The sequence below is a fragment of the Rossellomorea sp. FS2 genome (genome assembly GCF_047915635.1).
GTDB lineage: Bacteria > Bacillota > Bacilli > Bacillales > Bacillaceae_B > Rossellomorea > Rossellomorea marisflavi_A.
The window spans coordinates 688,402-712,111 of the sequence record NZ_JBLRVS010000001.1; the positions used below are offsets into that span (position 1 = coordinate 688,402).

Here is a 23,710-nt window from a genome sequence, read left to right on the forward strand (position 1 = left end):
TTCACACAGATCAGTGACGGATGAAACGTATCTTTAGGCAAAGAGCTTTGCATAAAATGGCTGCCACTACAAAAACTACTGAAAATGTGAATTGAGAATATGGAGGTTACGCATGATGAAGAGATTTTGGAAAGTTGCCGCTGCAGTACTGGTCTGCATCCTTTTTATGATATCGTCCGAAGCGGCTGAAACGGATGCGTTCACTGGACAGGTCATCCAGCAGGGAGCCACCGGCGATGACGTCATCGAGCTTCAGGCAAGACTTCAATATATCGGGTTCTATAACGGGAAGATAGACGGGGTATTCGGGTGGGGCACCTATTGGGCCCTGCGGAATTTCCAGTATGAATACGGACTGCCCATTGATGGTTTGGCAGGGAAAACAACGAAAGACAAACTTGTCAAAGCCTCTAAATTCGATAAACAGTATGTGAATGATCAAATCAATAAAGGAAATAAATTCACCTATTACGGTGGCACTGATCAAAATAAGCAAAGCACCGGGAAGTCGGATGCCAATAAAGGGTCGTCCGAGGCAAAACCATCGGCCGTCAATGCACCGAGCGGTTATTCGCAAAATGATATCCAACTCATGGCGAACGCTGTTTATGGTGAGGCCAGGGGAGAGCCGTATGAAGGTCAGGTAGCTGTCGCAGCCGTCATATTGAACCGGATCGACAGTCCTTCTTTCCCGAACACAGCGGCAGGAGTCATCTTCGAACCAGGTGCATTCACAGCCGTCGCGGATGGTCAGATCTGGCTCACGCCGAATGAGAGGGCCAAGGAAGCCGTCATGGATGCCATAAATGGATGGGATCCGTCGTCGAGTGCCCTTTACTATTTCAATCCGGACACGGCCACAAGTAAATGGATTTGGACCAGGCCACAGATCAAGAAAATCGGGAAGCATATATTCTGTAATTAAGGGGTGATCCAAGATGATACGTGGAATAATCATTGCAGTATTAATCATAGGCGTGGCAGGAACAGCCTTCTGGGGGTATCAGGAGCACCAGGAGAAGAATGCGATACTCATCAATGCAGAGAATAATTATCAGCGCGCATTTCACGAATTGACGTACCAGATGGATATGCTGCATGACGGAATCGGCGCCACGCTCGCCATGAATTCAAGGAAGTCGCTGTCACCGGCTCTAGCGGACGTCTGGAGACTGACTTCGCAGGCACACAGCGATGTGGGGCAACTGCCTCTATCTCTCTTGCCGTTCAACAAAACGGAGGAATTCCTGAGCCAGATCGGGGACTTCAGCTATCGCACGGCCGTCCGGGATCTCGATAAGAACCCGTTGACAGATGAAGAATACAAATCACTTGAAAAGCTGTATGAGCAAAGTGCAGAGATCCAGGACGAGCTTCGGACGGTGCAAAATCTCGTCATGAAGAATAACCTCCGGTGGATGGATGTTGAAATGGCCCTTGCCAGTGGAAAAGAGCAGGCCGATAACACCATCATCGATGGATTCAAGACCGTCGAAAAAAATGTAACGGGCTACACCGAAGCAAACGTCGGGACGACGACGTTCGTAAACAATCAGAAAAAGGACAATAACTTCAAGAAGCTAAAGGGGAAAAACATTACGAAGGATCAAGCGGTGGCCCTTTTGAGGAAGTATTCGGGTATCGGTGAATCCAAGGATGCAAGGGTCGAAAAAAGCGGAAAGGGATCAGAGTTTGAATTCTATTCCGTATCGATCGGCAACGGAGGAACCGATGCAAGTATGGATGTTACGAAAAAAGGCGGTTATCCCATCTGGTATATGAACAACCGCAACGTGAAGGACGCCGTCATCTCCCTGAATGAGGCATCCCGCAATGCTTCAAAATTCCTTGAGGAGAATGATTTCGAGCAGCTGGAGCTATTTGAAAGTGCACAATACAATAATATCGGTGTCTTCACCTTCGTGAAAAATATCGACGGGGTGAGGATCTATCCTGATTCCATCAAAGTCAAAGTGGCCCTCGATAATGGTCAGATCGTCGGATTTGCTGCAGATGAATATTTGAGGAATCATCATGATCGAGAAACGGCTGAACCGACCATCTCTATTGAGAAGGCAAAGGGATACACCAGTCCGAATCTGAAGGTGATGGAAGAGAGGCAGGCAGTCATCGTCAATGATCTGAATGAAGAAGTGCTCTGCTATGAATTCCTGGGAATGATGGGGAAGGACACTTACAGGATCTTCATCAACGCACAGAACGGTCAGGAAGAAAAGGTCGAGCGTCTGAAAAGTACGGAGCAGCTTTATTAAGAAGGGAACGGGCTAAATGGCCCGTTTTTTCTTGTGTAGATGAAAAATTATGGAAAACAGTAGAAAGGAATGGCATAATGTAAGTAGGTATAAAAGGATAGGAGGAAAGAACTATGTTTGAAATTGGAATGACGCTGCAGCTGGAGCAGGCAGGAATTGAAGGCACATATAAATGCAGAGTATGCGGACTGGAAGAACATGCGGTCCTCGTAGATTACCCGATCCATCAGAAAACCGGGAAATCCATTTTTTTGATGAACGGAACCCCTCTTAAAGTGAGCTTTGTCCTGAAGGATCAGACGGTGTTGGAATGTAGGACAGGGGTGGTGGGGAGAAGGATGGCGGAAATTCCTTTAATTGAGCTGGAACGGCCATCTGAGGAGGAGTTTAAACGGATCCAGAGGAGGCATTTTGTCCGGATCGAAGCACCGGTCGATATCAGCTTGAGGGCTGGGGAGCACCGGATCGTTACGGTTACTGAAGATATCAGTGCAGGCGGATGTGCTGTCATACTAAGAGAGGATTCCGGGATCCGGGAAGAGGAAGAAGTAGATCTATTCCTAGTACTCCCTTTGCAAAAGGCCCACCACTACCTTGAACTGAAGGGAAGGGTCAATCGGATTTGGAAAAAAAACCGGAGGGTACTGGCGAGCATTGAATTCGTTGCACCGGACGAATCCCATAAGCGCCACATCATGCGATTCTGTTTTGAAAAGCAGCTTGATCACAGAAAAAAGGGGTTCGCATGAATAATATCTAATGGATGGTGCATACTTTTTCTAATCAAATGGAAAAGGTGATGGAATGAAAGCCGTCGAACGAATACTCCTTAAATTGATGATCATACATCTGCTCCTGCTTTTTGCCGCACAATGCCTCATCCACTATGATCCCATTCCGTCCCTTCGCAAAATCACTTTTTATGAAGGTGTGGAAAAACTGACTTACAGCGAGATACTTGAAACAATCAAGAATCCAGGCAGATAGGGGCGGTAAGCCCTTCCTCTCCTTCTCCCTTCATTTGTTCTTCTGCCTCTGAACCCGAAAGCCCACAGTGGAAAACTTTCCTGATGCGCCCCCGATGATTTATGTTAAAATGGATAAGAAATTTATTAGGAATGTAAGCAGGTGGATGAAAATGAATTTAAGAATAGCAATTGATGGTCCTGCAGCAGCAGGAAAAAGCACCGTCGCAAAAATCGTGGCGGGAAGATTGTCTTATCTTTATATCGATACAGGCGCCATGTACAGGTCCCTGACATATAAAGCGTTGAATAAAGGTGTCGCTCTGACGGATGAGGATGCCCTTAAAGAAGTATTGGATGATACGGTCATCGAATTGAAGCCGATTGATGGCGGACAAATCGTCCTTGTAGACGGATTGGATGTGACCGATGAGATCAGGCAGGCGAACGTAACGAATTCCGTCTCGCACGTGGCTGTTCATTCCAAGGTCCGTGAAGAAATGGTCAGCAGGCAGCAGCAGCTTGCAAGCGAAGGCGGGGTTGTCATGGACGGCCGCGATATCGGAACCCATGTGATACCGGATGCGGAAGTGAAGATCTTCCTGCTTGCGAGCGTTGAGGAGCGTGCGGAGCGCCGTCATTCCGAGAATATCAGAAAAGGTTTCCCTTCCGACCTTGAAAAGTTGAAGGAAGAGATCGCCCTCCGGGATAAAATCGATTCCGAAAGGGAAGTTGCACCGCTGAAAAAAGCAGAGGACGCCATCGAAATCGATACGACCTCCCTATCGATCAATGAAGTGGTGCAGGAAATCATGAAACAAGTGGAAAGGATCGGTTGATGTGAATCTTTATTCCTTTGCAAGAGGTCTTGTGAAGTCGATCCTTTCGCCTTTGTATCGCATACAGGTGGAAGGCCTTGAACACTTCCCGAAAGAAGGCGGTGTCCTCCTTTGCTCGAATCACATCGACAACCTGGACCCTCCTGTCGTCGGAGTCGCTGCCCCGAGACCCGTATCATTCATGGCCAAAGAGGAGCTCTTCAATGTCCCGATTTTAGGCAAGATCCTGCCAGGCATCCATGCCTTCCCCGTACGGAGGGGGATGAGCGACCGGGAGGCCTTGAGGAAGGGTCTTAAGGTTTTGAAAGAGGGAGAGGTTTTAGGTCTGTTCCCCGAGGGTACTAGAAGTAAGACAGGAGAAATCGGAAAGGGATTGGCAGGAGCAGGGTTCTTTGCCCTTCGCTCAGATGCCCACGTCGTACCGTGTGCCATCATCGGACCGTACAAGCCATTCCGGAAGCTCCGGGTCGTCTTCGGTCCACCGATCGATATGGACTCGATCAAGGAAGAAAAGATGAACGCCGAGCAAACGACCGATATCATCATGGGTCATATCTCCGATTTAATGAAGAACCATCATTAATATAAGCTTTCTTGCTTGACAAATAGGTCTATTTATTAGAAGTTAATAGAAAGAATATTTAAAATGCATGCGAGAAGTTCAAATTTTTTGCAGTCATGGATTAAGGAGGAGTACATAATGGAAGACATGAATGGAATCGAAGTGAAAAATCTCGAGATTGGTGAAAGAGTTCAAGGTACCGTCACTAAGGTCGAAGAGAAACAGGTCCTAGTGGATGTCCAGGATAGCAAGGTGGATGGCATCATTCCAATCAGTGAACTCTCAAGCCTTCATATTGAAACAGCATCCGATGTAGTCAGTGAAGGGGATGTACTTGAGCTAATCGTGACGAAAGTGGAAGAGGAGCTTTTGGTCCTTTCCAAACGCAAAGTTGATGCTGAAAAAGCATGGGAAGATATGAAAGACCGTTTTGAAAAAGGAGAAATCTTTGAAGCGGAAGTCAAAGACGTCGTCAAGGGTGGTCTTGTCGTCGATCTCGGCGTTCGCGGTTTCGTTCCAGCTTCACTTGTGGAAGATCACTATGTTGAAGATTTCGCAGATTACAAGAATAAGACCCTGACTTTCAAAATCGTGGAGTTGGATCAAGAGAAAAACCGTTTGATCCTCTCTCACCGCGCTGTGGTCGAAGCCGAGAAGCAAGAGCAGAAGAAGCAGCTTCTCGTCGACATCGAATCAGGTTCCGTCCTTGAAGGAACTGTGCAACGAATCACTGATTTCGGGGCATTCGTCGATATTGGCGGTGTGGACGGGCTTGTCCATATTTCACAACTCTCCCATGAACATGTGGAGAAACCGTCAGACGTGGTTACAGAAGGTCAGAAAGTAACGGTCAAAGTACTAAGCGTGGACCGTGACAACGAACGGATTTCCCTGTCCATCAAGGAGACTCTCCCTGGACCATGGAATGAGATTGCAAGCAAAGCACCGAAAGGGACCGTTCTTGACGGGGTCGTGAAACGTCTCGTTTCTTACGGTGCATTCGTCGAAGTATTCCCAGGCGTGGAAGGTCTTGTGCATATTTCTCAGATTTCCCACAAGCATATCGGTACACCTCATGAGGTCCTTCAGGAAAATCAGGACGTGAAAGTGAAGGTCCTTGATGTGAATGAAGCCGATCAACGCCTTTCATTGAGCATCAAAGCGCTCGAGGAAAAAGAAGAGGAAGTAACCGATTATGAAATGCCTGAAGAAAGCACCGGTTTCCAACTCGGTGAAATGATCGGCGATAAATTGAAAGACTTGAAATAAACCAGGTTGAAATACAATCCCCTTGCCGGATATGGCGGGGGATTGCTTTACGATAAAATATAAAAATGGTGATGCATGTGACAAGAGCTCAACGAAAACAGGATCATATTAAACATGCTTTATCAACGGGTCAGCTGCGAAAGACCGGTTTTGATGAAGTGGCTTTTGTTCACCAAAGCTTACCGAATATAGCACTTGAAGATATCGATCTTCGTACAAAAATCGGCGGACTTGAGTGGAGTTCGCCGATTTTCATTAATGCTATGACCGGTGGCGGAGGGGAACAAACATCCAAAATAAATGAGGATCTCTCGGTCCTTGCCAGGGAAACGGGCATGGCCATAGCCGTGGGATCACAGATGTCCGCCTTGAAGGACACGTCGGAAAGATCCACGTATGAAATTGTACGGAAATATAATCCTGAGGGGATCGTTCTTGGGAACCTTGGCAGTGAGGCGACGGTGCAGCAGGCACAGGATGCCGTGGAGATGATTCGGGCAGATGCCCTTCAGATCCATCTGAACGTCATTCAGGAGTTGACCATGCCTGAAGGGGATCGTGATTTCAAGGGAGCCCTGGAGCGCATCGGAATGATTGCCGAAGGACTGTCTGTCCCTGTCATAGTGAAAGAAACCGGCTTTGGGATTAGCAGGGAAGCGGCACAATCCCTTTCACAAACAGGGATAGCCGGAATTGATATCGGGGGCTTCGGGGGGACGAATTTCTCAAGGATTGAGAATCAGCGCCGTGAAAGGATGCTTCATTTCTTTGACGATTGGGGTATTCCGACGGCGATTTCCATTGCAGAAGCCCATCAGGCAACTTCCCTGCCAATCATATCTTCCGGTGGGATCATGAACAGTCTGGATATCGTCAAGTCGATCAGTCTCGGCGCTTCGGCTGCGGGGATGGCAGGTGTACTCCTTGGTAAACTATTGGGAGATGGACTTCAGGCTACAATCAAGGAAGTCAACGAGATCCATACAGATATTCGTTATCTTATGAGTGCTTTGGGTTGTGAGACGCTTGAAGATCTCCATCACACTCCCCTCATCCTCACGGGGCATGTGTACCACTGGCTTATGGTACGTGGCCTTGAACCAGAACGTTTCAGCAGAAGGGGAATATAAAGAAAAGAACGGATCCGACGCGATCCGTTCTTTTTTTTGGATACGTGCATCCAAGTCTGCCTGAACATGAACTTATCCCTGTGCAGGTGAATCACCTGTGTTTTCTGCTTTCATCCGGGCTTTCCAAGCTTGTGGCACCTTTGTAATGAAGCCCCTGGTCACGATCTGACTCTACTCGTTTACTCTGTTTCAGTTTCTTTTCCTGACGATCTTTTCCCATTTGTCTCTCACCCCCTTCCTTTATTTTTTCAGTGAGGATTTTTCTCATACATGAATGGGATACATAAATATTTTCCATAATGTAGATAATAAGGGAGAGTGAACGTCATGGAAGGTATTTTTTATTTGTGGATTCTATGGGGAGTCTGGATTTTCAGTACGTTTTTGATGAGAAAGGGACGGGTACGTTTTTGGATTTCCTTTTTCAGTTTGATCCTGATTGCTTCCTTTCCATTTGAATTGGAAATCGGTCATTACCGGGTCACCATGCCCTTGGTCCTGATCGTATCGTTGACACTGTGGACTATAAGGGAACTGTCACTGCGCAAAAAATTGTATCTTTTCATCAGCTTGATCTCAACGGCCATGTGCCTGACAGGTTTGAAGCTGGTATCAATCTACGACCCTGTATTGATGATTGTAGATCCCTTTATTGCCGATGTGGTCGTCCTCATTATAATGGGCTTTCTCTTTTACGGGGACGTAGCTTCCAGAAACGTGAGGTATGCATCTGCCCTGCTAGGAGGGGCCCTGGGGCAGGTATTCATCGGCGTGATCTTGACGGCCATCGGTTTTGGACACACGATCGGGGAGCACAAGTACATGGACGCAGCTGCCGTTTCTTTTCTTATCTTGCTGGGAATCGATGGGCTTGTGTATATGAATCGATTATTTAATGCAAAACTTCAGTCGAACAAGGGGGATGTACATCACTTATGAATGACTATGTTTTTCCGGTGATCTTCGGTGTAGTGGCAGGGACCCTTACACGGATCTATATGCTGCGCACGGACTACCGGCAATATCCAACGTATCTTCACGGCAAGATCATTCACATCGCGCTTGGGTTCATTGCGTCAGGTCTTGGTGCCATCGCGATCCCTGCCCTGATGGAAGAGAACTTCACGGCCATCACCTTCCTGACGGTGGCGGCTTCACAGTTCAGGGATGTCCGTAATATGGAGAGGACGACACTCACGGAACTGGATGCCTATGAGCTTGTTCCCCGTGGAGCCACCTATATAGAAGGAATTGCCGTCGCCTTTGAAAGCCGGAACTATCTTGTGATCTTCACTTCATTGATCGCGACCTTGACCTTCATCGTTTTCAATTTTTATATTGCCCTTGTGGTCAGTCTGGCCTGCATGTTTGTGTCCCATATGCTGATGGCAGGAGGGAAGCTGAAGGACATTGTGGATATTGAGTTCATCAAGCCCCATTTCGATGGACCCGGGCTGTATGTTGATAATATCTACATCATGAATATCGGGCTTCCTGCGAGACAGGAGGAAATCATGAAGTACGGGATGGGCTTCATCCTCGCACCAAAAACGTTCGATGCCAATTCAACACTTGCAAATCTTGGCCAAAGACAAGCGATCCTCCATGATATCTCCACGTCGCTCGGGATTTTTAAAGATTCCGGTACGCCTGCCCTTACACCGCTGGCAAAGCGGGATCTGGATGATGGACGAGTGGGAATCTTCGTGCTTCCTCAGAAAAAGGATGTCGATATGGCAATCTCCATCCTCGGGCAGGTCCCAACGCTAGAAAATGCGATTAGGATGCCCTCTGAATCCAAGGCGAATAAGGAGGCACGCAAATGAGCACGGTCATACAAAAATTCATCCTGGCAGCAGTTACCACTTCGCCTGAAAGGGTACCTTCAGGAACAGCAGTCTTTCATTGTAAAACCATTGAAGAACTGCAGAAAGTGTGCAATAACCTGGAAGCCATCCTTGATGGAATTGCCCATGAGTTGGACGAAGGCTTATTCATTATTGTAAAACACTAATTGCTAGTTTCATCTTTTATTGTTAAAATACTTAAGTTAAGGGGACTGACCCATTGAAGGGCCAGTCCTTCTCTACATAAACGCGAATTAATGAAACGGAAGCGATAGATAGAAAGGGTGAACAATATGACAAAGCCAGTGGTAGCCATCGTCGGACGTCCGAATGTCGGGAAGTCCACGATCTTCAACCGGATCGTCGGTGAACGGATTTCAATCGTCGAAGACGTACCGGGCGTGACGAGGGACCGGATCTATAGTTCTGCAGAGTGGCTGACTCATGAATTCAATATGATCGATACGGGCGGGATCGAGATCGGGGACGAGCCGTTTTTAGATCAAATCAGACAGCAGGCCGAAATCGCCATCGATGAAGCCGATGTCATCATCTTCCTGACCAATGGAAGAGAAGGGGTGACGGCTGCGGATGAAGTGGTGGCAAAGATCCTTTACCGGTCGAGTAAACCGGTCGTTCTTGGGGTAAATAAGGTAGATAACCCGGAAATGAGGGAATTGGTCTATGATTTCTATTCCCTGGGATTCGGGGAGCCTTATCCGATTTCAGGATCACATGGTCTTGGCCTGGGTGATCTCCTGGATGATGTAGTGAAGCATTTCAAGCAAGAAGAGGAAGAGGATTATGATGATGAAGTGATCAAGTTTTCATTGATCGGCCGTCCGAACGTCGGTAAATCATCCCTCGTCAACGCCCTTCTTGGAGAAGACAGGGTCATTGTGAGCAATGTTGCCGGAACGACCAGGGATGCAGTCGATTCCTCTTATTCCTACGATGGTCAGGACTATGTCATCATCGATACTGCAGGTATGAGGAAAAAAGGGAAGGTCTATGAAACGACGGAGAAATACAGCGTCCTTCGTGCCCTGAGGGCCATTGAGCGATCTGATGTCGTCCTGGTTGTCATCGATGGCGACGAAGGCATCATCGAACAGGATAAGAAGATCGCAGGCTATGCCCATGATGCCGGCCGTGCCGTCATCATTGTTGTGAACAAATGGGATGCTGTTGAGAAAGACGAAAAAACCATGAACAAGTGGGAGAAGAACATCAGGGATCACTTCCAGTTCCTTGATTACGCACCGATCGTATTCTTATCGGCCCTTACCAAAAAGCGCATTCATACGCTTCTGCCGATGATCAACGTAGCCAGCGAAAACCACTCCATGCGCGTTCAGTCCAGCGTGTTGAATGAGGTGGTCATGGATGCTGTCGCGATGAATCCAACCCCTACTGACAATGGGAAGCGTCTCAGGATCTACTATGCGACACAGGTGGCCGTCAAGCCTCCTACATTCGTTGTATTCGTCAATGATCCTGAATTGATGCATTTCTCTTATGAACGTTTCCTGGAAAACCGGATCAGGGACGCATTTGGATTTGAAGGAACTCCTATTCGTATCATTGCAAGAGCGAGAAAATAATGAGGCAGGTGTAGGCAGTGAAACATTCTAAAGAAGTTGCCGTAATCGGCGCCGGGAGCTGGGGTTCTGCCCTGGCCATGGTCCTCGCCGATAACGATGTACCGGTCCGCCTATGGGGACACAAACAAGAACAGATCGATGAAATCAATCGCCACCATACCAACGCGAAATACCTGAAAGATATTAAACTACCTGAAACGATCCGCGGCTATCACAACTTGGCAGAAGCCCTTCAAGGGGTGGACACAATCATCCTTGCGGTCCCGACAAAGGCAATCCGCGGAGTGCTCGGCAGGATTCAGGAGGAGCAGGCTGGTCCGTTGACGGTTGTTCATGTAAGCAAAGGGATCGAACCCGATTCACTCTTGACGATCTCTGAAATCATCGAAGAAGAAATGGATGAAGTGAACAGGGAGGCCATCGTTGTCCTTTCCGGACCGAGTCATGCCGAAGAAGTAAGTTTGCGCCATCCGACGACCGTGACGGTGTCTTCAAAAAACATGAAGGCCGCAGAAGAAGTGCAGGACCTTTTCATGAACAAGAACTTCAGGGTATATACAAACCCGGATCTTCTTGGTGTTGAAATCGGCGGGGCCCTGAAAAACATCATCGCCCTTGCTGCCGGGATCACGGACGGCCTTGGATACGGTGACAATGCGAAAGCTGCCCTCATTACGAGGGGGCTTGCAGAGATTGCACGACTGGGCACGAAAATGGGGGCGAATCCCCTGACATTCTCAGGTCTTACGGGAATCGGCGACCTCATCGTCACGTGTACGAGCGTCCACTCCAGGAACTGGAGAGCCGGAAATCTTCTCGGTCAAGGCAAGAATCTCGATGAAGTGCTGGAAAACATGGGGATGGTGGTGGAAGGCGTCCGTACCACGAAGGCTGCCCATCAGCTAGCCGAGAAGTATGATGTGAAAATGCCGATCACAAATGTTCTTTATGACGTGCTGTTCAATGAGGTCAAGGCGAAGGAAGCGGTCGACCATCTCATGGCAAGGGTCAAGACGAATGAGATGGAAGATCTCGTCAATATCCTCGGAGAACGTCTGACGGATTAAAAAAACAGCCATCCATGGGCATTTAGAGGTTACGTAAGCAACAAATGTGCATACACTGTCTTGAATATATACAGCTTTGCTTATGGATGGGTAGGTCTCAAGCTGTTCAGCCGGTAATGCTAGGGGGTTAAACCTTGGCATTATCGGCTGTTTTTTTGCGATTTAGTGGAAATGAATGCGCTTCATGACATAATAATGGAAACTTTGTTTCAGATTCGGATTTTTTGTTTTTTTCGGAAATTCTTATGTTATAATACAATTCGATAAATGGGAGGGGATACATCATGACTTCAATGATGAAGATGTGGATTTCATTCGCATCGATGGGCTTTATGTTTTTTGCGATTATCACCATTTACTTCAGCCGTTATAAAATCAAACAGAAGATATTGAAATTCGTCACTGCCTTTGCGGCCTATATCATGATGATAGCCGGAGGGCTCACCATGCTCTATATCGTATTGAGCGGACCGTCAAATTAAAGCGCTTCAATCCCGTCCGAGGGTGCCGACCAAGAAATCGGCGGGTTGAACAGCTCCACTGTGAAAGGACGATTATGATTGAAAAAGAACGGAGTACTAGCTTTGCTTCTGGTCATCACCATGAGCCTCCTATCGGGATGCTTGTATCCGGAAGAAAATAAAAGCCAGAACAGAATTCCTTACGATGCACAGGTCAAAACGGTTCAAGAAGCCGTCGATACATATCAGAAAGACACGGGCGGACTTCTCCCGATCAAAACAAAGGAAGAAGATACCCCCATCTATCAGAAATATCCCCTGGATTTCAAAAAGCTCGTCCCTCAGTATCTCAATGAAGTACCGGGTAATGCATTCGAGAGCGGTGGGATCTTCCAATATGTCATCATCGATGCGGAAGAGGATCCCAAAGTGAAGATCTTTGATCTCCGGATGGCAGAAAGGATCAGGGAAGTGAATATCCGCATCCAGGCACAGGATTACCCGCCTTTTGAAAAGCAGGTGGCGGAAAATGTATACAAGCTCAACTATAAGGAACTCGGATATGATGATGAAGTATATGTCCAAAGTCCATACACGAATCATAATCTTCCTCTCATCATCAACGGAGACGGAGACATCTTCGTAGACTATTCGATGGATCTGTACGATAAGGTGAAAGATAAGAAGGATGTGAAGGAAGGGGAAGACATCCGTCGGCTGTTGACCGATGATTCTCTATTCGTCCCTGCCTATTCACTCCCGTATACGATAGATGATAAGAATGAACCGGTCTTCATGACAAAATAGGCATAACCCTTCTCCTGCAAAATATAGTGTAGGAGAAGGGTTTTTTATTATGACATTTTTTTATTCCCTTCTCTGTATGAAGGATCATAAATGCCAAGACATAATAAATTTCTGAAATCATTCATAAGGGGGTAAAAGGTGCATATTAATAGTCTTAAGACATTAGGACAACATCAAACCTACTGTGAGAGACAGCATAAGCGGATGAATTCGATCCTTGGAATAGAAGATAGGAGGGAGTCTCTTGGAAAGAGTCGATCTATTTAAAGACATTGCCGAAAGAACGGGTGGGGATATTTACCTGGGGGTTGTAGGGGCTGTAAGGACCGGGAAGTCGACGTTCATTAAGAAATTCATGGAACTGGTGGTCCTGCCCAATATTGCAAGTGAATCCGAGCGGGCCAGGGCACAGGATGAACTGCCTCAGAGCGCTGCCGGAAGGACCATCATGACGACAGAGCCGAAATTTGTACCGAACCAGGCCATTTCCGTTCATGTGGATGAAGGCCTTGAAGTGAATATAAGATTGGTAGACTGTGTGGGGTATACCGTACCGGGTGCCAAGGGATACGAAGACGAGAATGGCCCGAGGATGATCAACACGCCGTGGTATGAAGAACCGATCCCGTTCCATGAAGCGGCTGAGATCGGGACCCGGAAGGTCATCCAGGAGCATTCCACGATCGGTGTGGTCGTCACGACCGACGGCTCCATCGGCGAAATCGGTCGCGGAGATTACATCGAAGCAGAAGAGAGAGTGATTGAGGAACTGAAGGAAGTCGGCAAGCCGTTCATCATGGTCATCAACTCGGCAAGGCCGCATGCGCCGGAAACCGAAGACCTGCGACTGAAGCTTCAGGATAAATATGATATTCCGGTGCTAGCCATGAGCGTGGAAAGCATGAGAGATTCGGATGTCATGAACGTCCTGAGGGAAGCGCTGTTCGAATTCCCGGTCTTGGAAGTGAACGTCAATCTTCCGAGCTGGGTCATGGTGCTGAAAGAAGAGCATTGGTTGAGGCAGAACTATCAGGAGGCCGTCAAGGAGACGGTGAAAGACATCAAGCGCCTGAGGGATGTGGACCGGGTCGTCCACCACTTCAGCGAAATCGAGCATATCGAGAGGGCTGGACTGGCTGGTATCGACATGGGGCAAGGGATCGCCGAAATCGACCTGTATGCACCGGATGAACTCTATGATGAAGTGCTGAAGGAAATCGTCGGCGTCGAGATCAGGGGGAAAGATCATCTCCTTGAGCTCATGCAGGATTTCGCCCATGCCAAAGCGGAGTATGACCAAATATCCGATGCCCTGCGGATGGTGAAGCAGACGGGTTATGGCATAGCAGCCCCTTCCTTGTCCGACATGAGCCTCGATGAGCCGGAAATCATCAGGCAGGGATCGCGTTTCGGCGTCAGCCTGAAAGCTGTCGCTCCGTCGATCCATATGATCAAGGTCGATGTTCAGTCCAAATTCGAGCCGATCATCGGGACGGAGAAACAAAGCGAAGAACTTGTTCGCTACCTCATGCAGGACTTCGAAGACGATCCGCTGTCAATCTGGAACTCTGATATCTTCGGACGATCCCTGAGCTCGATCGTAAGGGAAGGCATCCAGGCAAAGCTATCCCTCATGCCTGAAAATGCCCGCTACAAGCTCAAGGATACCCTGGAACGGATCATCAATGAGGGGTCCGGCGGCCTGATCGCCATCATCCTTTAACGGAATCTCCCGACATGAATGAGTGTCGGGAGGTTTTTTTTATGGGGAAATCCATGAAGGCTATCCCATAGTATATTGCTTTTATTTCAGTGTGGGCCTTGCTTGCGTCTGCCGCGATCTGTCCGTGCTGAGCGTACAGGTATGGGTGCGATAGGGCAGACGGGGAAGCGGTCCAGTAAAGGGGTATACTTAGAAATGGGGTGGATGAGTCCGGGGGACAGACCTGCAGAAACGTTCGAACAGACACTCTCCAACCTGCCTTGTGATCGGGTTGGGTCATGGTTTGAATCATTATTCTTATAGGTATGAGTGAATAAATCCGGTCGGACGATCCTGATCTGGTGAGTGACCGCCCATGAGGGACCCGGGGATGGGGACCAACGGCTGACAATGGGGGAAGCGGTAAGGGGTAAAGACACGGCCCCTGCACCTTTTTTTAGATGGGTAAACAAAAATAGGCTTCACAAGGTTTAAGAATAAATGCCCAAGGGTAGAGTGACGAAGGGTGGAATGATGGATAAACCTTGTATTTAAAGCCAAAAAGAGGGGCTTCTATTACATTTGTGTATCAAATAAGAAAAGATTCCCATTATTTCTGGTTTTATTCTTGCTAAGGCGAATCTATTATGATAATCTACTAACAGAATTGTTGTTGAATATTGATTCATCAACGTTTTCAAGCGATTTTTTACTGTTCATGTATAGAATTCGCTAAACTTGTTTACTAATGATAGTAAAAGTAAATGAACCAAAACTGAGGCATTTCCTTGGGAGGAGGTGAATGGCATGAACAAGACAGAACTAATCAATGCTGTTGCAGAAGCTGCTGAACTTTCTAAGAAGGACGCAACAAAAGCAGTCGACGCTGTTTTTGATACAATCCAGGAATCACTGGCAAATGGTGATAAAGTACAGTTGATCGGATTCGGTAACTTCGAGGTACGCGAGCGTGCTGCCCGTAAAGGCCGCAACCCACAAACTGGTGAAGAAATCGAGATCTCAGCAAGCAAAGTACCTGCTTTCAAACCAGGTAAAGCGCTTAAAGAAGCTGTAAAATAATTACATACTTTGAGCGTAAAGACCGCACATTGTGCGGTCTTTTTTTATCAATCGCCATCATGCGGCGCGTTCCCAAAGCACTCTGCTTTGATGGGGGAGATGGCTTGTGATACTATATACAATGTTACTATTTCTTTAAGTTACTTTAGGAGGAAAAGACGATGGCCGAAGTGAATTACCGCCAGATTGAAGACGCTGTCCGATTAATTCTGGAAGCGATAGGAGATAATCCTAATAGAGAAGGTTTGCTTGATACACCTAAAAGGGTAGCGAAAATGTATGCTGAAGTATTCTCCGGCATGCATCAGGATCCGAAGGAATATTTTGAAACGATCTTTGGTGAAGATCATGAGGAGCTTGTCCTCGTCAAAGATATTCCGTTCCATTCCATGTGTGAGCATCATCTTGTACCTTTCTTCGGGAAGGCTCATGTAGCCTACATTCCCCGGAATGGCCGGGTTACCGGACTAAGCAAGCTGGCACGTGCGGTAGAGACGGTTGCCAAACGTCCTCAGCTGCAAGAACGGATCACATCGACCGTTGCAGATACCATCATGGAGACACTTGAACCTCATGGTGTCATGGTCGTGGTTGAAGCGGAACATATGTGCATGACAATGCGTGGCGTGAAGAAGCCGGGGGCAAGTACCGTTACAACGGCTGTGCGTGGAAGCTTCAAAGAGGATGCACAAGCGAGGAACGAAGTGCTTTCGTTCATCAAGGACTAATACTCGGGAGTGAACGTGGATGAACAGCAATGACTACATTGTAATCAAAGCCATTGAAGATGGGGTGAATGTCATCGGTCTGACCCGGGGAACGGATACACGTTTCCACCATTCTGAAAAGCTGGATAAAGGGGAAGTGATGATTGCTCAGTTCACCGATCATACGTCAGCCATCAAGATACGGGGCAAGGCGTCCATCCAGACCGCCTATGGTGAAATGGAGAGCGACAGCCGTAAATAGGGTCCACCGCTGATGGGGTGCTGAATCCGTGGGACGGGAGAGAAGGCGTGGCCTTCAACATCGTCCCTTTCACTATAAACCTCGTGGCGGTTTACCCATTTGGACATGAATATATGATATAATACATAATGCTGAAAATTATAGATCGATACATAGTAGAAATGGGGATTACCGGGTATGAAATTCATTGATTGCAACCATCAAGCGAATATCATTCATCAATACGTGGAAGAGCAGCTGCATCACTCTTATTTAAAGGAATATATCGATCATCCCTATATTGATCGGGATCGGATCCATTTCCTTTTACTTCCGTTTGCAGAGGCGAATGGGGACATCAGCTTGGAAGAGGTTCAGTGGATTTCTACTGCCATGCTTTTGCAGATTGCCCTTGATACCCATGAAAAAGTCACCAATTCGGAGTTTGATCCGCTGAAAGAAAGGCAGCTCACGGTCCTTGCCGGAGTGTATTTCAGTAGTCTATATTACAAAATCCTCGCTGAAACGGATGAGGTTGACTTGATTGCGATCCTCGCAAAAGCCATCAAGGAAGTCAACGAGAGTAAGATATCCATCTACAAGGGAGATCACGCCGACATCACCGCCCTTATGAAGACCCTGAGGAAACGGGAGGCCTCCATCATTTCCAATTTCTTCGCATTCATGGACGATTCCCGTTGGGAAGAAGTCGTCTCGGATGTGCTTGTATACAAGAAGCTCATCCAGGAGCGAAGCAGCTTGGAGGAGACCGAAACGACAAGCTTCCTGCAGGCATTGGCGAAGGTTAGCCTACCGTCGGCCATGAGGGAGAGTGGGCTCTTGAAAAAGAAAAGTGAAGGTCATAGGCATTTGCTTTCGTCCCTTGACCGGCTCATTGAGGGCGTGAAAGCGGCCGTTCATCGGAATATGGAGGATGGGGGTCTTGTCGCCCCCAATCTGAAGAAGATTGTACTTGAACTGCTGCCCTATGCCGAACCACGGGAAATGACGAAATTATATGCGGAAGAAGGGTAACGGAATGCAGCAGTCTAAAGAACAGAGAGTACATGGAGTATTTGAAAAAATTTATGGTAATTACGACAAGATGAATTCTGTCATCAGCTTTCAACAGCATAAGAAGTGGCGCAAGGAAACAATGAAGCATATGTCGGTGGAACCGGGAAGCAAGGCACTGGATGTATGCTGCGGAACGGCTGATTGGACTTTGGCCATCGCTGAAGAGGTGGGAGAAACAGGTGAAGTCAAGGGGCTTGATTTCAGCCAAAACATGCTTTCGATCGGGGAAGAAAAAGTACGGGATTCCCGGTTCGACAATATCGAACTGATTCATGGGAATGCAATGGAACTGCCATTTGAAGATGATACCTTCGATTATGTGACGATCGGTTTCGGACTTCGGAACGTACCCGATTATCTTCATGTCCTCAAGGAAATGAATCGCGTGTTGAAGCCTGGAGGAATGGCCGTCTGCCTGGAAACATCCCAGCCTACGATGCCGGTGTTCAAACAGATGTATTATGGCTATTTCAGATTCATCATGCCGATCTTCGGAAAGCTATTTGCCAAGAGCTTCAATGAATATTCATGGCTACAGGAATCGGCCAGGGATTTCCCAGGCATGAAAGAGCTTGCAGCCATGTTCGAGGAAGCAGGCTTCAGGGATGTGCACGTGAAGCCATTCAGCGGCGGTGTGGCAGCGATGCATTCCGGAAGAAAGTGAACGCACGATATTTTGGGTAAATGGGTGGAGAAACTATGAAGTTAAATAGATTGTATTCGTTTCTCAAAGCGGATATCGAGGAAATAGAAAAAGAGCTGGAAGTAGCAATCCAATCGGATTCTTCCCTTTTACAAGAGGCTTCCCTTCACCTGCTTCAGGCCGGAGGTAAACGGATACGACCTGTATTTGTCCTGCTCTCTGCAAAGTATGGCGTCTATGATATCAACGTGGTCAAACATGCGGCCGTATCCCTCGAGCTCATGCATATGGCCTCCCTCGTCCATGATGACGTCATTGATGATGCGGAGCTCAGGAGAGGTAAGCCGACCATCAAGGCGCAGTGGGACAATCGGGTCGCCATGTACACAGGCGATTATATCTTCGCGCGTGCCCTTGAGTATATGACTCACATCAGGGTCCCGGAAGCCCATAGGATCCTTTCTCATACATTGGTGGAGCTGTGCAAAGGAGAAATTGCCCAAATCCAGGATAAATATCGATATGACCAGCACCTCAGGGATTATCTCCTCCGGATCAAACGGAAGACGGCACTCCTCATCGCGGTCAGCTGCCAGCTGGGCGCCATCTCTTCTGGAGCACCGGAAGAAGTACATAAAAGACTGTTCAACTTCGGATACAATGTCGGGATGAGCTATCAGATCATCGATGACATCCTCGATCTTACTTCAACAGAGGAGGAGCTCGGGAAACCGGCAGGAAGCGACCTTTGGCAAGGGAATATCACTCTTCCAGTGCTTTATGCCATGGATGACCCCGGAGTAAAAGAAAAGATCATCCGCGTAAGGGAAGAAAGTTCACTAGGAGAAATCCAGGCCGTTATCGAAGCAATACGGGGTACGGATGCCATCGAACGATCCTATGCCTTGAGCAAAAGGTATCTCGACAGGGCACTTGAAGACTTGGATCACTTGCCTGCAAACAAGGTGAAGCGTACGTTGAAAAACATTGCAAATTATATTGGAAAAAGAAAATATTGAGAAATATTGTGAAAATTTAAAATGGAAACGTTGCCAAACATGCGAAACTCTGTTACTATTTTCGTGTAATGTCCTAAGACATACTATACATACATAATAGGAGTGGGGAGCATGGAAAAAACGTTTTTAATGGTCAAACCGGACGGAGTGCAACGCGGACTAATCGGTGATATTGTCGCACGTTTCGAAAAAAAGGGGTTTCAGCTTGCAGGAGCCAAGTTGATGAACGTATCAGAAGAGCTTGCAAAGGAGCACTATGGCGAGCATAAAGAAAGACCTTTCTTCGGAGAATTAGTCGATTTCATCACTTCCGGACCGGTTTTTGCCATGGTTTGGCAAGGGGAGAATGTCATCACCACCGCTCGTGGAATGATGGGTGCCACAAACCCTAAAGACGCGAATCTCGGTACGATCCGCGGGGACTTCGGTTTGACGGTCGGTAAAAATATCATTCACGGTTCTGACTCATCTGAAAGCGCTGTCAGGGAAATTGGATTGTTCTTCAAAGAAGAAGAGCTTCTTGAATACTCAAAACTGATGAACGAGTGGATCTACTGATCCATCCCGACAAACCGTCGCTACGGTTTGTCTTTTTTCGTTTTCAGGTTCCGGGAGGAAGGGTCCCCATCGATGAAAATCAAAAGCATCCAAATGTCCATGATCATAAAGTTTCCTGCTTTCCATAAACTTTTATGCATTCCGTTCGATATACTAGGTGTAGCAAAATCCGAAAGAAGAAAGTGTGAACCAGTTGTCCAATGAATATATGGAGTTCATTCAATCAGTCAAGCGTAAAACCAATATCGACCTCTCTCTCTATAAAGAAGCTCAAATGAAAAGGCGCCTGACGGCTTTGTATGAAAAGAAGGGATGCCGAGGGTTCAAGGAGTATTTCAACCTGATCCAAAACGACAGGGAGCAGATGGAAGAATTCCTGGACCGCATGACGATCAATGTATCGGAGTTCTTCAGGAATCAGAAGCGCTGGGAGGTCCTCGAAGAGTCTGTATTGCCGAAGCTGATGAAAGGAACAAAATTGAAGGTATGGAGCGCAGCCTGTTCGACGGGCGAAGAACCGTATACCATCGCCATGATCCTGTTGAAATATCTGAAGCCCGAACAATTTACCATAATTGGGACAGACCTTGATAAAAATGCTCTTCAACGGGCGAAGGCAGCCGTATATCCGGAGCGCTCTCTTCAGGAGATACCCGAGCCGCTGAAGAAGAAGTACTTTGTGAAAGATGGGACGAGGTATATGCTGGACCGTCGCATTGTCAATTCCGTCACCTTCAAGCAGCAAAATCTACTGGCGGATCCCTTTGACTCACATGTTGATCTCATCATTTGCAGGAATGTTCTCATTTATTTTACTGAGGAGGCGAAAGCGTCACTCTATAGGAAATTCAATGAGGCGTTAAGCCCCGGAGGGTTTTTATTCGTTGGAAGCACGGAACAGATCTTCACTCCTTCACAATATGGATTTCAGTCGGAGGAGACCTTTTTCTACCGAAAGTCCAATGGAACGGGATGACTCCTGCAATAGGGTCATCCTGTTTTTTTGATAGAGTCATGAAAGGGCTTACGCATCGTTACCTGAGGAGTATAACACCTGTTTCAAGTCTGATTATTGCGCTCTGCTAAAGCGCTGAAAGGAAAGGGAGCTTCACAGGAAATCTCGTTTTTTTACGTATAAGTACTAGGAATTCTGAGGATAGTTATGTTATATTGATACATAATTCTTTAACGAGTTGAAGGGGGAAAGTGTTATGAGATATTTAACATCAGGAGAATCCCATGGTCCGCAATTGACGACCATTATCGAAGGACTTCCAGCAGGGATGCCATTATTGGCTGAAGATATAAATGAAGATCTGGCACGTCGTCAAAAAGGCCACGGCCGCGGCAGGCGGATGCAGATTGAAAAAGACCAGGCTCAGATCGTCGGAGGGGTCCGTCATGGTCAGACATTGGGCTCACCTGTAGGACTGGTAGTGGAAAACAAGGACTGGACCCATTGGACAAAGATCATGGGAATCGAGCCTTTTGAAGAATCGGATGAAGTCAAGCGTCAAATCTCAAGGCCGCGCCCTGGTCACGCCGATCTTGTAGGCGGTATGAAATACGGTCACAGAGACCTGAGGAATGTTCTTGAGCGTTCATCGGCAAGGGAAACGACGGTACGCGTAGCCGCTGGGAGTGTAGCGAAGAAGCTCCTGAAGCTGCTCGGGATCGAAGTCGTCGGCCACGTACTTGAAATCGGCGGCATCAAGTCCGAAAACGGAACGTATGAGTCCATCGATCAACTGCGAACCGTAACGGAGGAATCTCCCGTACGATGCCTCGATGAAGAAGCAGGAAAGAAAATGATGGACCTGATCGATGAAGCGAAGAAAAACGGTGATTCTATCGGGGGCGTCGTGGAAGTCGTCGTCGAAGGCATGCCTGCAGGTGTCGGAAGCTATGTGCATTACGACCGGAAGCTGGATGCGAAAATTGCAAGGGCAGTCATGAGTATCAATGCCTTTAAAGGGGTGGAATTCGGACTTGGCTTCGAGATGGCGAGAAAACCCGGAAGCGAAGTGCATGATGAAATCATCTGGGATGAAAAGAACGGGTATACGAGAAGAACCAATCGCCTGGGTGGATTCGAAGGTGGTATGTCGACAGGGATGCCGATCAGCGTCAAAGGTGTCATGAAGCCGATCCCGACCCTTTATAAGCCCCTGGAAAGTGTTGATATCGAAACGAAAGAACCGTTCAGGGCAAGCATCGAGCGATCAGACAGCTGTGCAGTCCCTGCAGCAAGCGTCGTAGCAGAAGCCGTGGTGGCTTGGGAGCTTGCTTCGGCAATCGTTGAACAATTCCACAGTGACCGCTTCGACCAGCTTCTGGACAATGTGGAAAGACAGCGACGCGCATCAAGGGAGTTTTAATCATGAAAAAGGTAGCGATCGAGACAGCTTCCAAAACGTATGACGTCATCATCGGGAATCATTTGACGGATTCCCTTTCATCCTTTCTTATAGAAAAGGGATATAGAGATCGGAAAATCTGGATCATTGCAGATGAAGCCGTCTATCATCTTCATGGCATGGTTCTCGTGGAGTACCTTAAGAAGACCTTCGATGTAACAGTCCATCTCGCACCAAGCGGGGAGAGGGCGAAGACCTTCGAGGAGTTCGAAAGGGCCATGACCCATGGACTTATGAATGGAGTCGACCGCAGTTCGGTGGTCATCGCCCTTGGGGGAGGTGCCATCGGGGATATGGCGGGATTCGTCGCCTCAACGTTCATGAGGGGTGTTCCCTTCATCGGGGTCCCGACGACCATCCTTGCTCATGATAGTTCAGTCGGTGGGAAAGTAGCGATCAACCATCCGCTCGGTAAGAATATGATCGGGCAATTTCATCAGCCCGAGGCGGTCTTTTTCGACCTTGATCATCTCAAATCGTTGCCGGAACGGGAAGTACTCTCCGGATTCGGAGAAGTCATCAAACATGCATTCCTATCCGGTGAAGACTTCTTCGAGGACATCAAGAATTCGTTCCGGGGACTTGGGGCCCTGGATGATGTGTTTCTGGAAGAGTGCCTTGAGCGGGGAATAAAAGTAAAGGCTGATATCGTCGCCAGGGATGAGAGGGAATCAAGTGTGCGCGCCTACCTGAACTTTGGTCATACGTACGGTCATGCCGTCGAAAGCGCAAGTGGATACGGGAATCGTACCCACGGGGAATGCGTGGTGGTCGGAATGATTTATGCCCTTTATCTCAGCAGGAAAATGTCAGGGATGACCTTTGACGTCGAAGGATTCGCCCATTGGGCAGCTTCTCTCGGATATGATCTGACCATCCCGGAAGAGCTGTCGTTTGCAGACCTGTATGCCCTTATGACACGGGATAAAAAAGCGAAGAATGGAGAACCTCAATTCGTTCTCCTCCGAAACATCGGAGAACCCTACCTTACCCGGGTATCAAAGGAAGACCTGGAAGAAGCGGACACATTCATCCGCACAATCAATAGATAGAAAGAAGGAGATGATGGAATGATCCGTGGAATCAGAGGAGCAACCACTGCGGCATCTAACAAGGAACAGGAAGTCCTCCTTGCAACCAAGCAATTATTGGACGAAATGATCCTACATAATCGTATCATGCCTGAAAAGATCGCTTCCGTATTCATATCGGCAACCAATGACATCGGAAGTGTCTTTCCTGCAAAAGCACTGCGGCAGCTGGAGGGCTGGACGTTTGTTCCCGTCATGTGCATGCAGGAACTGGATGTGGAAGGCGGGCTGCCCCTGTGCATACGTGTGATGGTCCATTATAACACCGAGGAGCCGCAGGAAGGGATCAAGCATATCTATAAGAACGAAGCCATCCGTTTACGGCCGGATCTTGGAACGAAAGGACGTTAA

General features: G+C 47.7%; 28 protein-coding genes. 27 read left to right on the forward strand and 1 reads right to left on the reverse strand.

Features of this window, described 5'->3' with window-relative positions; translation table 11 throughout:
- The first annotated feature begins 166 nt into the window (after positions 1–166).
- The 8 genes from sleB (at position 167) to fni (ending at position 7,038) form a co-directional block, all read left to right on the forward strand.
- Positions 167–925, forward strand: coding sequence for a spore cortex-lytic enzyme (sleB, locus tag ACNA6I_RS03655; protein ID WP_231593180.1), 759 nt, complete (start codon positions 167–169; stop codon positions 923–925).
- Between the two features lie 13 nt (positions 926–938).
- The gene (gene ypeB / locus ACNA6I_RS03660) at positions 939–2,273 is read left to right on the forward strand and encodes a germination protein YpeB (RefSeq protein ID WP_251527358.1); all 1,335 of its coding nucleotides are present in this window, start codon (positions 939–941) and stop codon (positions 2,271–2,273) included.
- 113 nt (positions 2,274–2,386) lie between these two features.
- Complete coding sequence (locus tag ACNA6I_RS03665; protein WP_251527355.1) at positions 2,387–3,022, forward strand: flagellar brake protein; 636 nt, start codon at positions 2,387–2,389, stop codon at positions 3,020–3,022.
- A gap of 55 nt (positions 3,023–3,077) precedes the next feature.
- Positions 3,078–3,260, forward strand: coding sequence for a YpfB family protein (locus tag ACNA6I_RS03670; protein ID WP_156183317.1), 183 nt, complete (start codon positions 3,078–3,080; stop codon positions 3,258–3,260).
- Positions 3,261–3,405: 145 nt separating this feature from the next.
- A complete protein-coding gene (gene cmk / locus ACNA6I_RS03675) occupies positions 3,406–4,077 on the forward strand; it encodes a (d)CMP kinase (protein WP_048005897.1) in 672 nt (223 codons plus the stop codon).
- Position 4,078: 1 nt separating this feature from the next.
- Complete coding sequence (locus ACNA6I_RS03680) at positions 4,079–4,660, forward strand: lysophospholipid acyltransferase family protein (RefSeq protein WP_048005896.1); 582 nt, start codon at positions 4,079–4,081, stop codon at positions 4,658–4,660.
- A gap of 114 nt (positions 4,661–4,774) precedes the next feature.
- Positions 4,775–5,908 carry a 30S ribosomal protein S1 gene (gene rpsA, locus ACNA6I_RS03685; RefSeq protein WP_048014129.1) on the forward strand — a complete coding sequence of 378 codons (1,134 nt, stop codon included), beginning with the start codon at positions 4,775–4,777 and terminating at the stop codon, positions 5,906–5,908.
- A 77-nt stretch (positions 5,909–5,985) separates the two neighbouring features.
- Positions 5,986–7,038: a type 2 isopentenyl-diphosphate Delta-isomerase gene (gene fni, locus ACNA6I_RS03690; protein WP_048006383.1), complete on the forward strand. Its 1,053-nt coding sequence runs from the start codon at positions 5,986–5,988 to the stop codon at positions 7,036–7,038.
- Between the two features lie 91 nt (positions 7,039–7,129).
- Here fni and ACNA6I_RS03695 read toward each other — a convergent pair whose 3' ends face one another.
- Positions 7,130–7,258, reverse strand: a complete 129-nt coding sequence (locus ACNA6I_RS03695) for a YpzI family protein (RefSeq protein WP_082139320.1) — start codon at positions 7,256–7,258, stop codon at positions 7,130–7,132.
- A 167-nt stretch (positions 7,259–7,425) separates the two neighbouring features.
- Here ACNA6I_RS03695 and ACNA6I_RS03700 point away from each other — a divergent pair, with 167 nt between their 5' ends.
- The 19 genes from ACNA6I_RS03700 (at position 7,426) to aroH (ending at position 23,710) form a co-directional block, all read left to right on the forward strand.
- A complete protein-coding gene (locus tag ACNA6I_RS03700) occupies positions 7,426–7,977 on the forward strand; it encodes a hypothetical protein (protein WP_416312960.1) in 552 nt (183 codons plus the stop codon).
- Positions 7,974–8,864 carry a YIEGIA family protein gene (locus ACNA6I_RS03705; protein WP_048005894.1) on the forward strand — a complete coding sequence of 297 codons (891 nt, stop codon included), beginning with the start codon at positions 7,974–7,976 and terminating at the stop codon, positions 8,862–8,864. The genes ACNA6I_RS03700 and ACNA6I_RS03705 overlap by 4 nt, the downstream gene beginning before the upstream one ends.
- The gene (locus ACNA6I_RS03710; RefSeq protein WP_048005893.1) at positions 8,861–9,052 is read left to right on the forward strand and encodes a capping complex subunit for YIEGIA; all 192 of its coding nucleotides are present in this window, start codon (positions 8,861–8,863) and stop codon (positions 9,050–9,052) included. Before ACNA6I_RS03705 ends, ACNA6I_RS03710 begins: the two co-directional genes overlap by 4 nt.
- Before the next feature lie 126 nt (positions 9,053–9,178).
- The gene (der, locus tag ACNA6I_RS03715; protein ID WP_048014067.1) at positions 9,179–10,489 is read left to right on the forward strand and encodes a ribosome biogenesis GTPase Der; all 1,311 of its coding nucleotides are present in this window, start codon (positions 9,179–9,181) and stop codon (positions 10,487–10,489) included.
- 77 nt (positions 10,490–10,566) lie between these two features.
- Complete coding sequence (locus ACNA6I_RS03720) at positions 10,567–11,556, forward strand: NAD(P)H-dependent glycerol-3-phosphate dehydrogenase (RefSeq protein WP_416313211.1); 990 nt, start codon at positions 10,567–10,569, stop codon at positions 11,554–11,556.
- Between the two features lie 284 nt (positions 11,557–11,840).
- On the forward strand, positions 11,841–12,038 hold the full coding sequence (locus ACNA6I_RS03725) for a DUF2768 domain-containing protein (protein WP_048005890.1): 198 nt from the start codon (positions 11,841–11,843) through the stop codon (positions 12,036–12,038).
- 78 nt (positions 12,039–12,116) lie between these two features.
- Complete coding sequence (locus tag ACNA6I_RS03730) at positions 12,117–12,824, forward strand: hypothetical protein (protein ID WP_048014068.1); 708 nt, start codon at positions 12,117–12,119, stop codon at positions 12,822–12,824.
- Between the two features lie 244 nt (positions 12,825–13,068).
- Positions 13,069–14,547 carry a stage IV sporulation protein A gene (gene spoIVA, locus ACNA6I_RS03735; RefSeq protein WP_048005889.1) on the forward strand — a complete coding sequence of 493 codons (1,479 nt, stop codon included), beginning with the start codon at positions 13,069–13,071 and terminating at the stop codon, positions 14,545–14,547.
- A 786-nt stretch (positions 14,548–15,333) separates the two neighbouring features.
- Positions 15,334–15,606, forward strand: coding sequence for an HU family DNA-binding protein (locus ACNA6I_RS03740; protein ID WP_032087878.1), 273 nt, complete (start codon positions 15,334–15,336; stop codon positions 15,604–15,606).
- A 161-nt stretch (positions 15,607–15,767) separates the two neighbouring features.
- Complete coding sequence (gene folE / locus ACNA6I_RS03745; protein ID WP_048005888.1) at positions 15,768–16,334, forward strand: GTP cyclohydrolase I FolE; 567 nt, start codon at positions 15,768–15,770, stop codon at positions 16,332–16,334.
- A gap of 19 nt (positions 16,335–16,353) precedes the next feature.
- Positions 16,354–16,575 carry a trp RNA-binding attenuation protein MtrB gene (gene mtrB / locus ACNA6I_RS03750; RefSeq protein ID WP_048005887.1) on the forward strand — a complete coding sequence of 74 codons (222 nt, stop codon included), beginning with the start codon at positions 16,354–16,356 and terminating at the stop codon, positions 16,573–16,575.
- 177 nt (positions 16,576–16,752) lie between these two features.
- Positions 16,753–17,589 carry a heptaprenyl diphosphate synthase component 1 gene (locus ACNA6I_RS03755; protein WP_053072042.1) on the forward strand — a complete coding sequence of 279 codons (837 nt, stop codon included), beginning with the start codon at positions 16,753–16,755 and terminating at the stop codon, positions 17,587–17,589.
- Between the two features lie 4 nt (positions 17,590–17,593).
- Complete coding sequence (locus ACNA6I_RS03760; protein WP_048005886.1) at positions 17,594–18,295, forward strand: demethylmenaquinone methyltransferase; 702 nt, start codon at positions 17,594–17,596, stop codon at positions 18,293–18,295.
- 35 nt (positions 18,296–18,330) lie between these two features.
- A complete protein-coding gene (gene hepT, locus ACNA6I_RS03765) occupies positions 18,331–19,293 on the forward strand; it encodes a heptaprenyl diphosphate synthase component II (protein WP_063191638.1) in 963 nt (320 codons plus the stop codon).
- A gap of 111 nt (positions 19,294–19,404) precedes the next feature.
- Complete coding sequence (ndk, locus tag ACNA6I_RS03770; protein ID WP_048005884.1) at positions 19,405–19,851, forward strand: nucleoside-diphosphate kinase; 447 nt, start codon at positions 19,405–19,407, stop codon at positions 19,849–19,851.
- Between the two features lie 208 nt (positions 19,852–20,059).
- Positions 20,060–20,827, forward strand: coding sequence for a CheR family methyltransferase (locus ACNA6I_RS03775; RefSeq protein WP_048006380.1), 768 nt, complete (start codon positions 20,060–20,062; stop codon positions 20,825–20,827).
- A gap of 235 nt (positions 20,828–21,062) precedes the next feature.
- Complete coding sequence (gene aroC / locus ACNA6I_RS03780) at positions 21,063–22,229, forward strand: chorismate synthase (RefSeq protein ID WP_048005883.1); 1,167 nt, start codon at positions 21,063–21,065, stop codon at positions 22,227–22,229.
- A 2-nt stretch (positions 22,230–22,231) separates the two neighbouring features.
- Positions 22,232–23,320 carry a 3-dehydroquinate synthase gene (aroB, locus tag ACNA6I_RS03785; RefSeq protein WP_048014967.1) on the forward strand — a complete coding sequence of 363 codons (1,089 nt, stop codon included), beginning with the start codon at positions 22,232–22,234 and terminating at the stop codon, positions 23,318–23,320.
- A gap of 18 nt (positions 23,321–23,338) precedes the next feature.
- A complete protein-coding gene (aroH, locus tag ACNA6I_RS03790) occupies positions 23,339–23,710 on the forward strand; it encodes a chorismate mutase (protein WP_048005881.1) in 372 nt (123 codons plus the stop codon).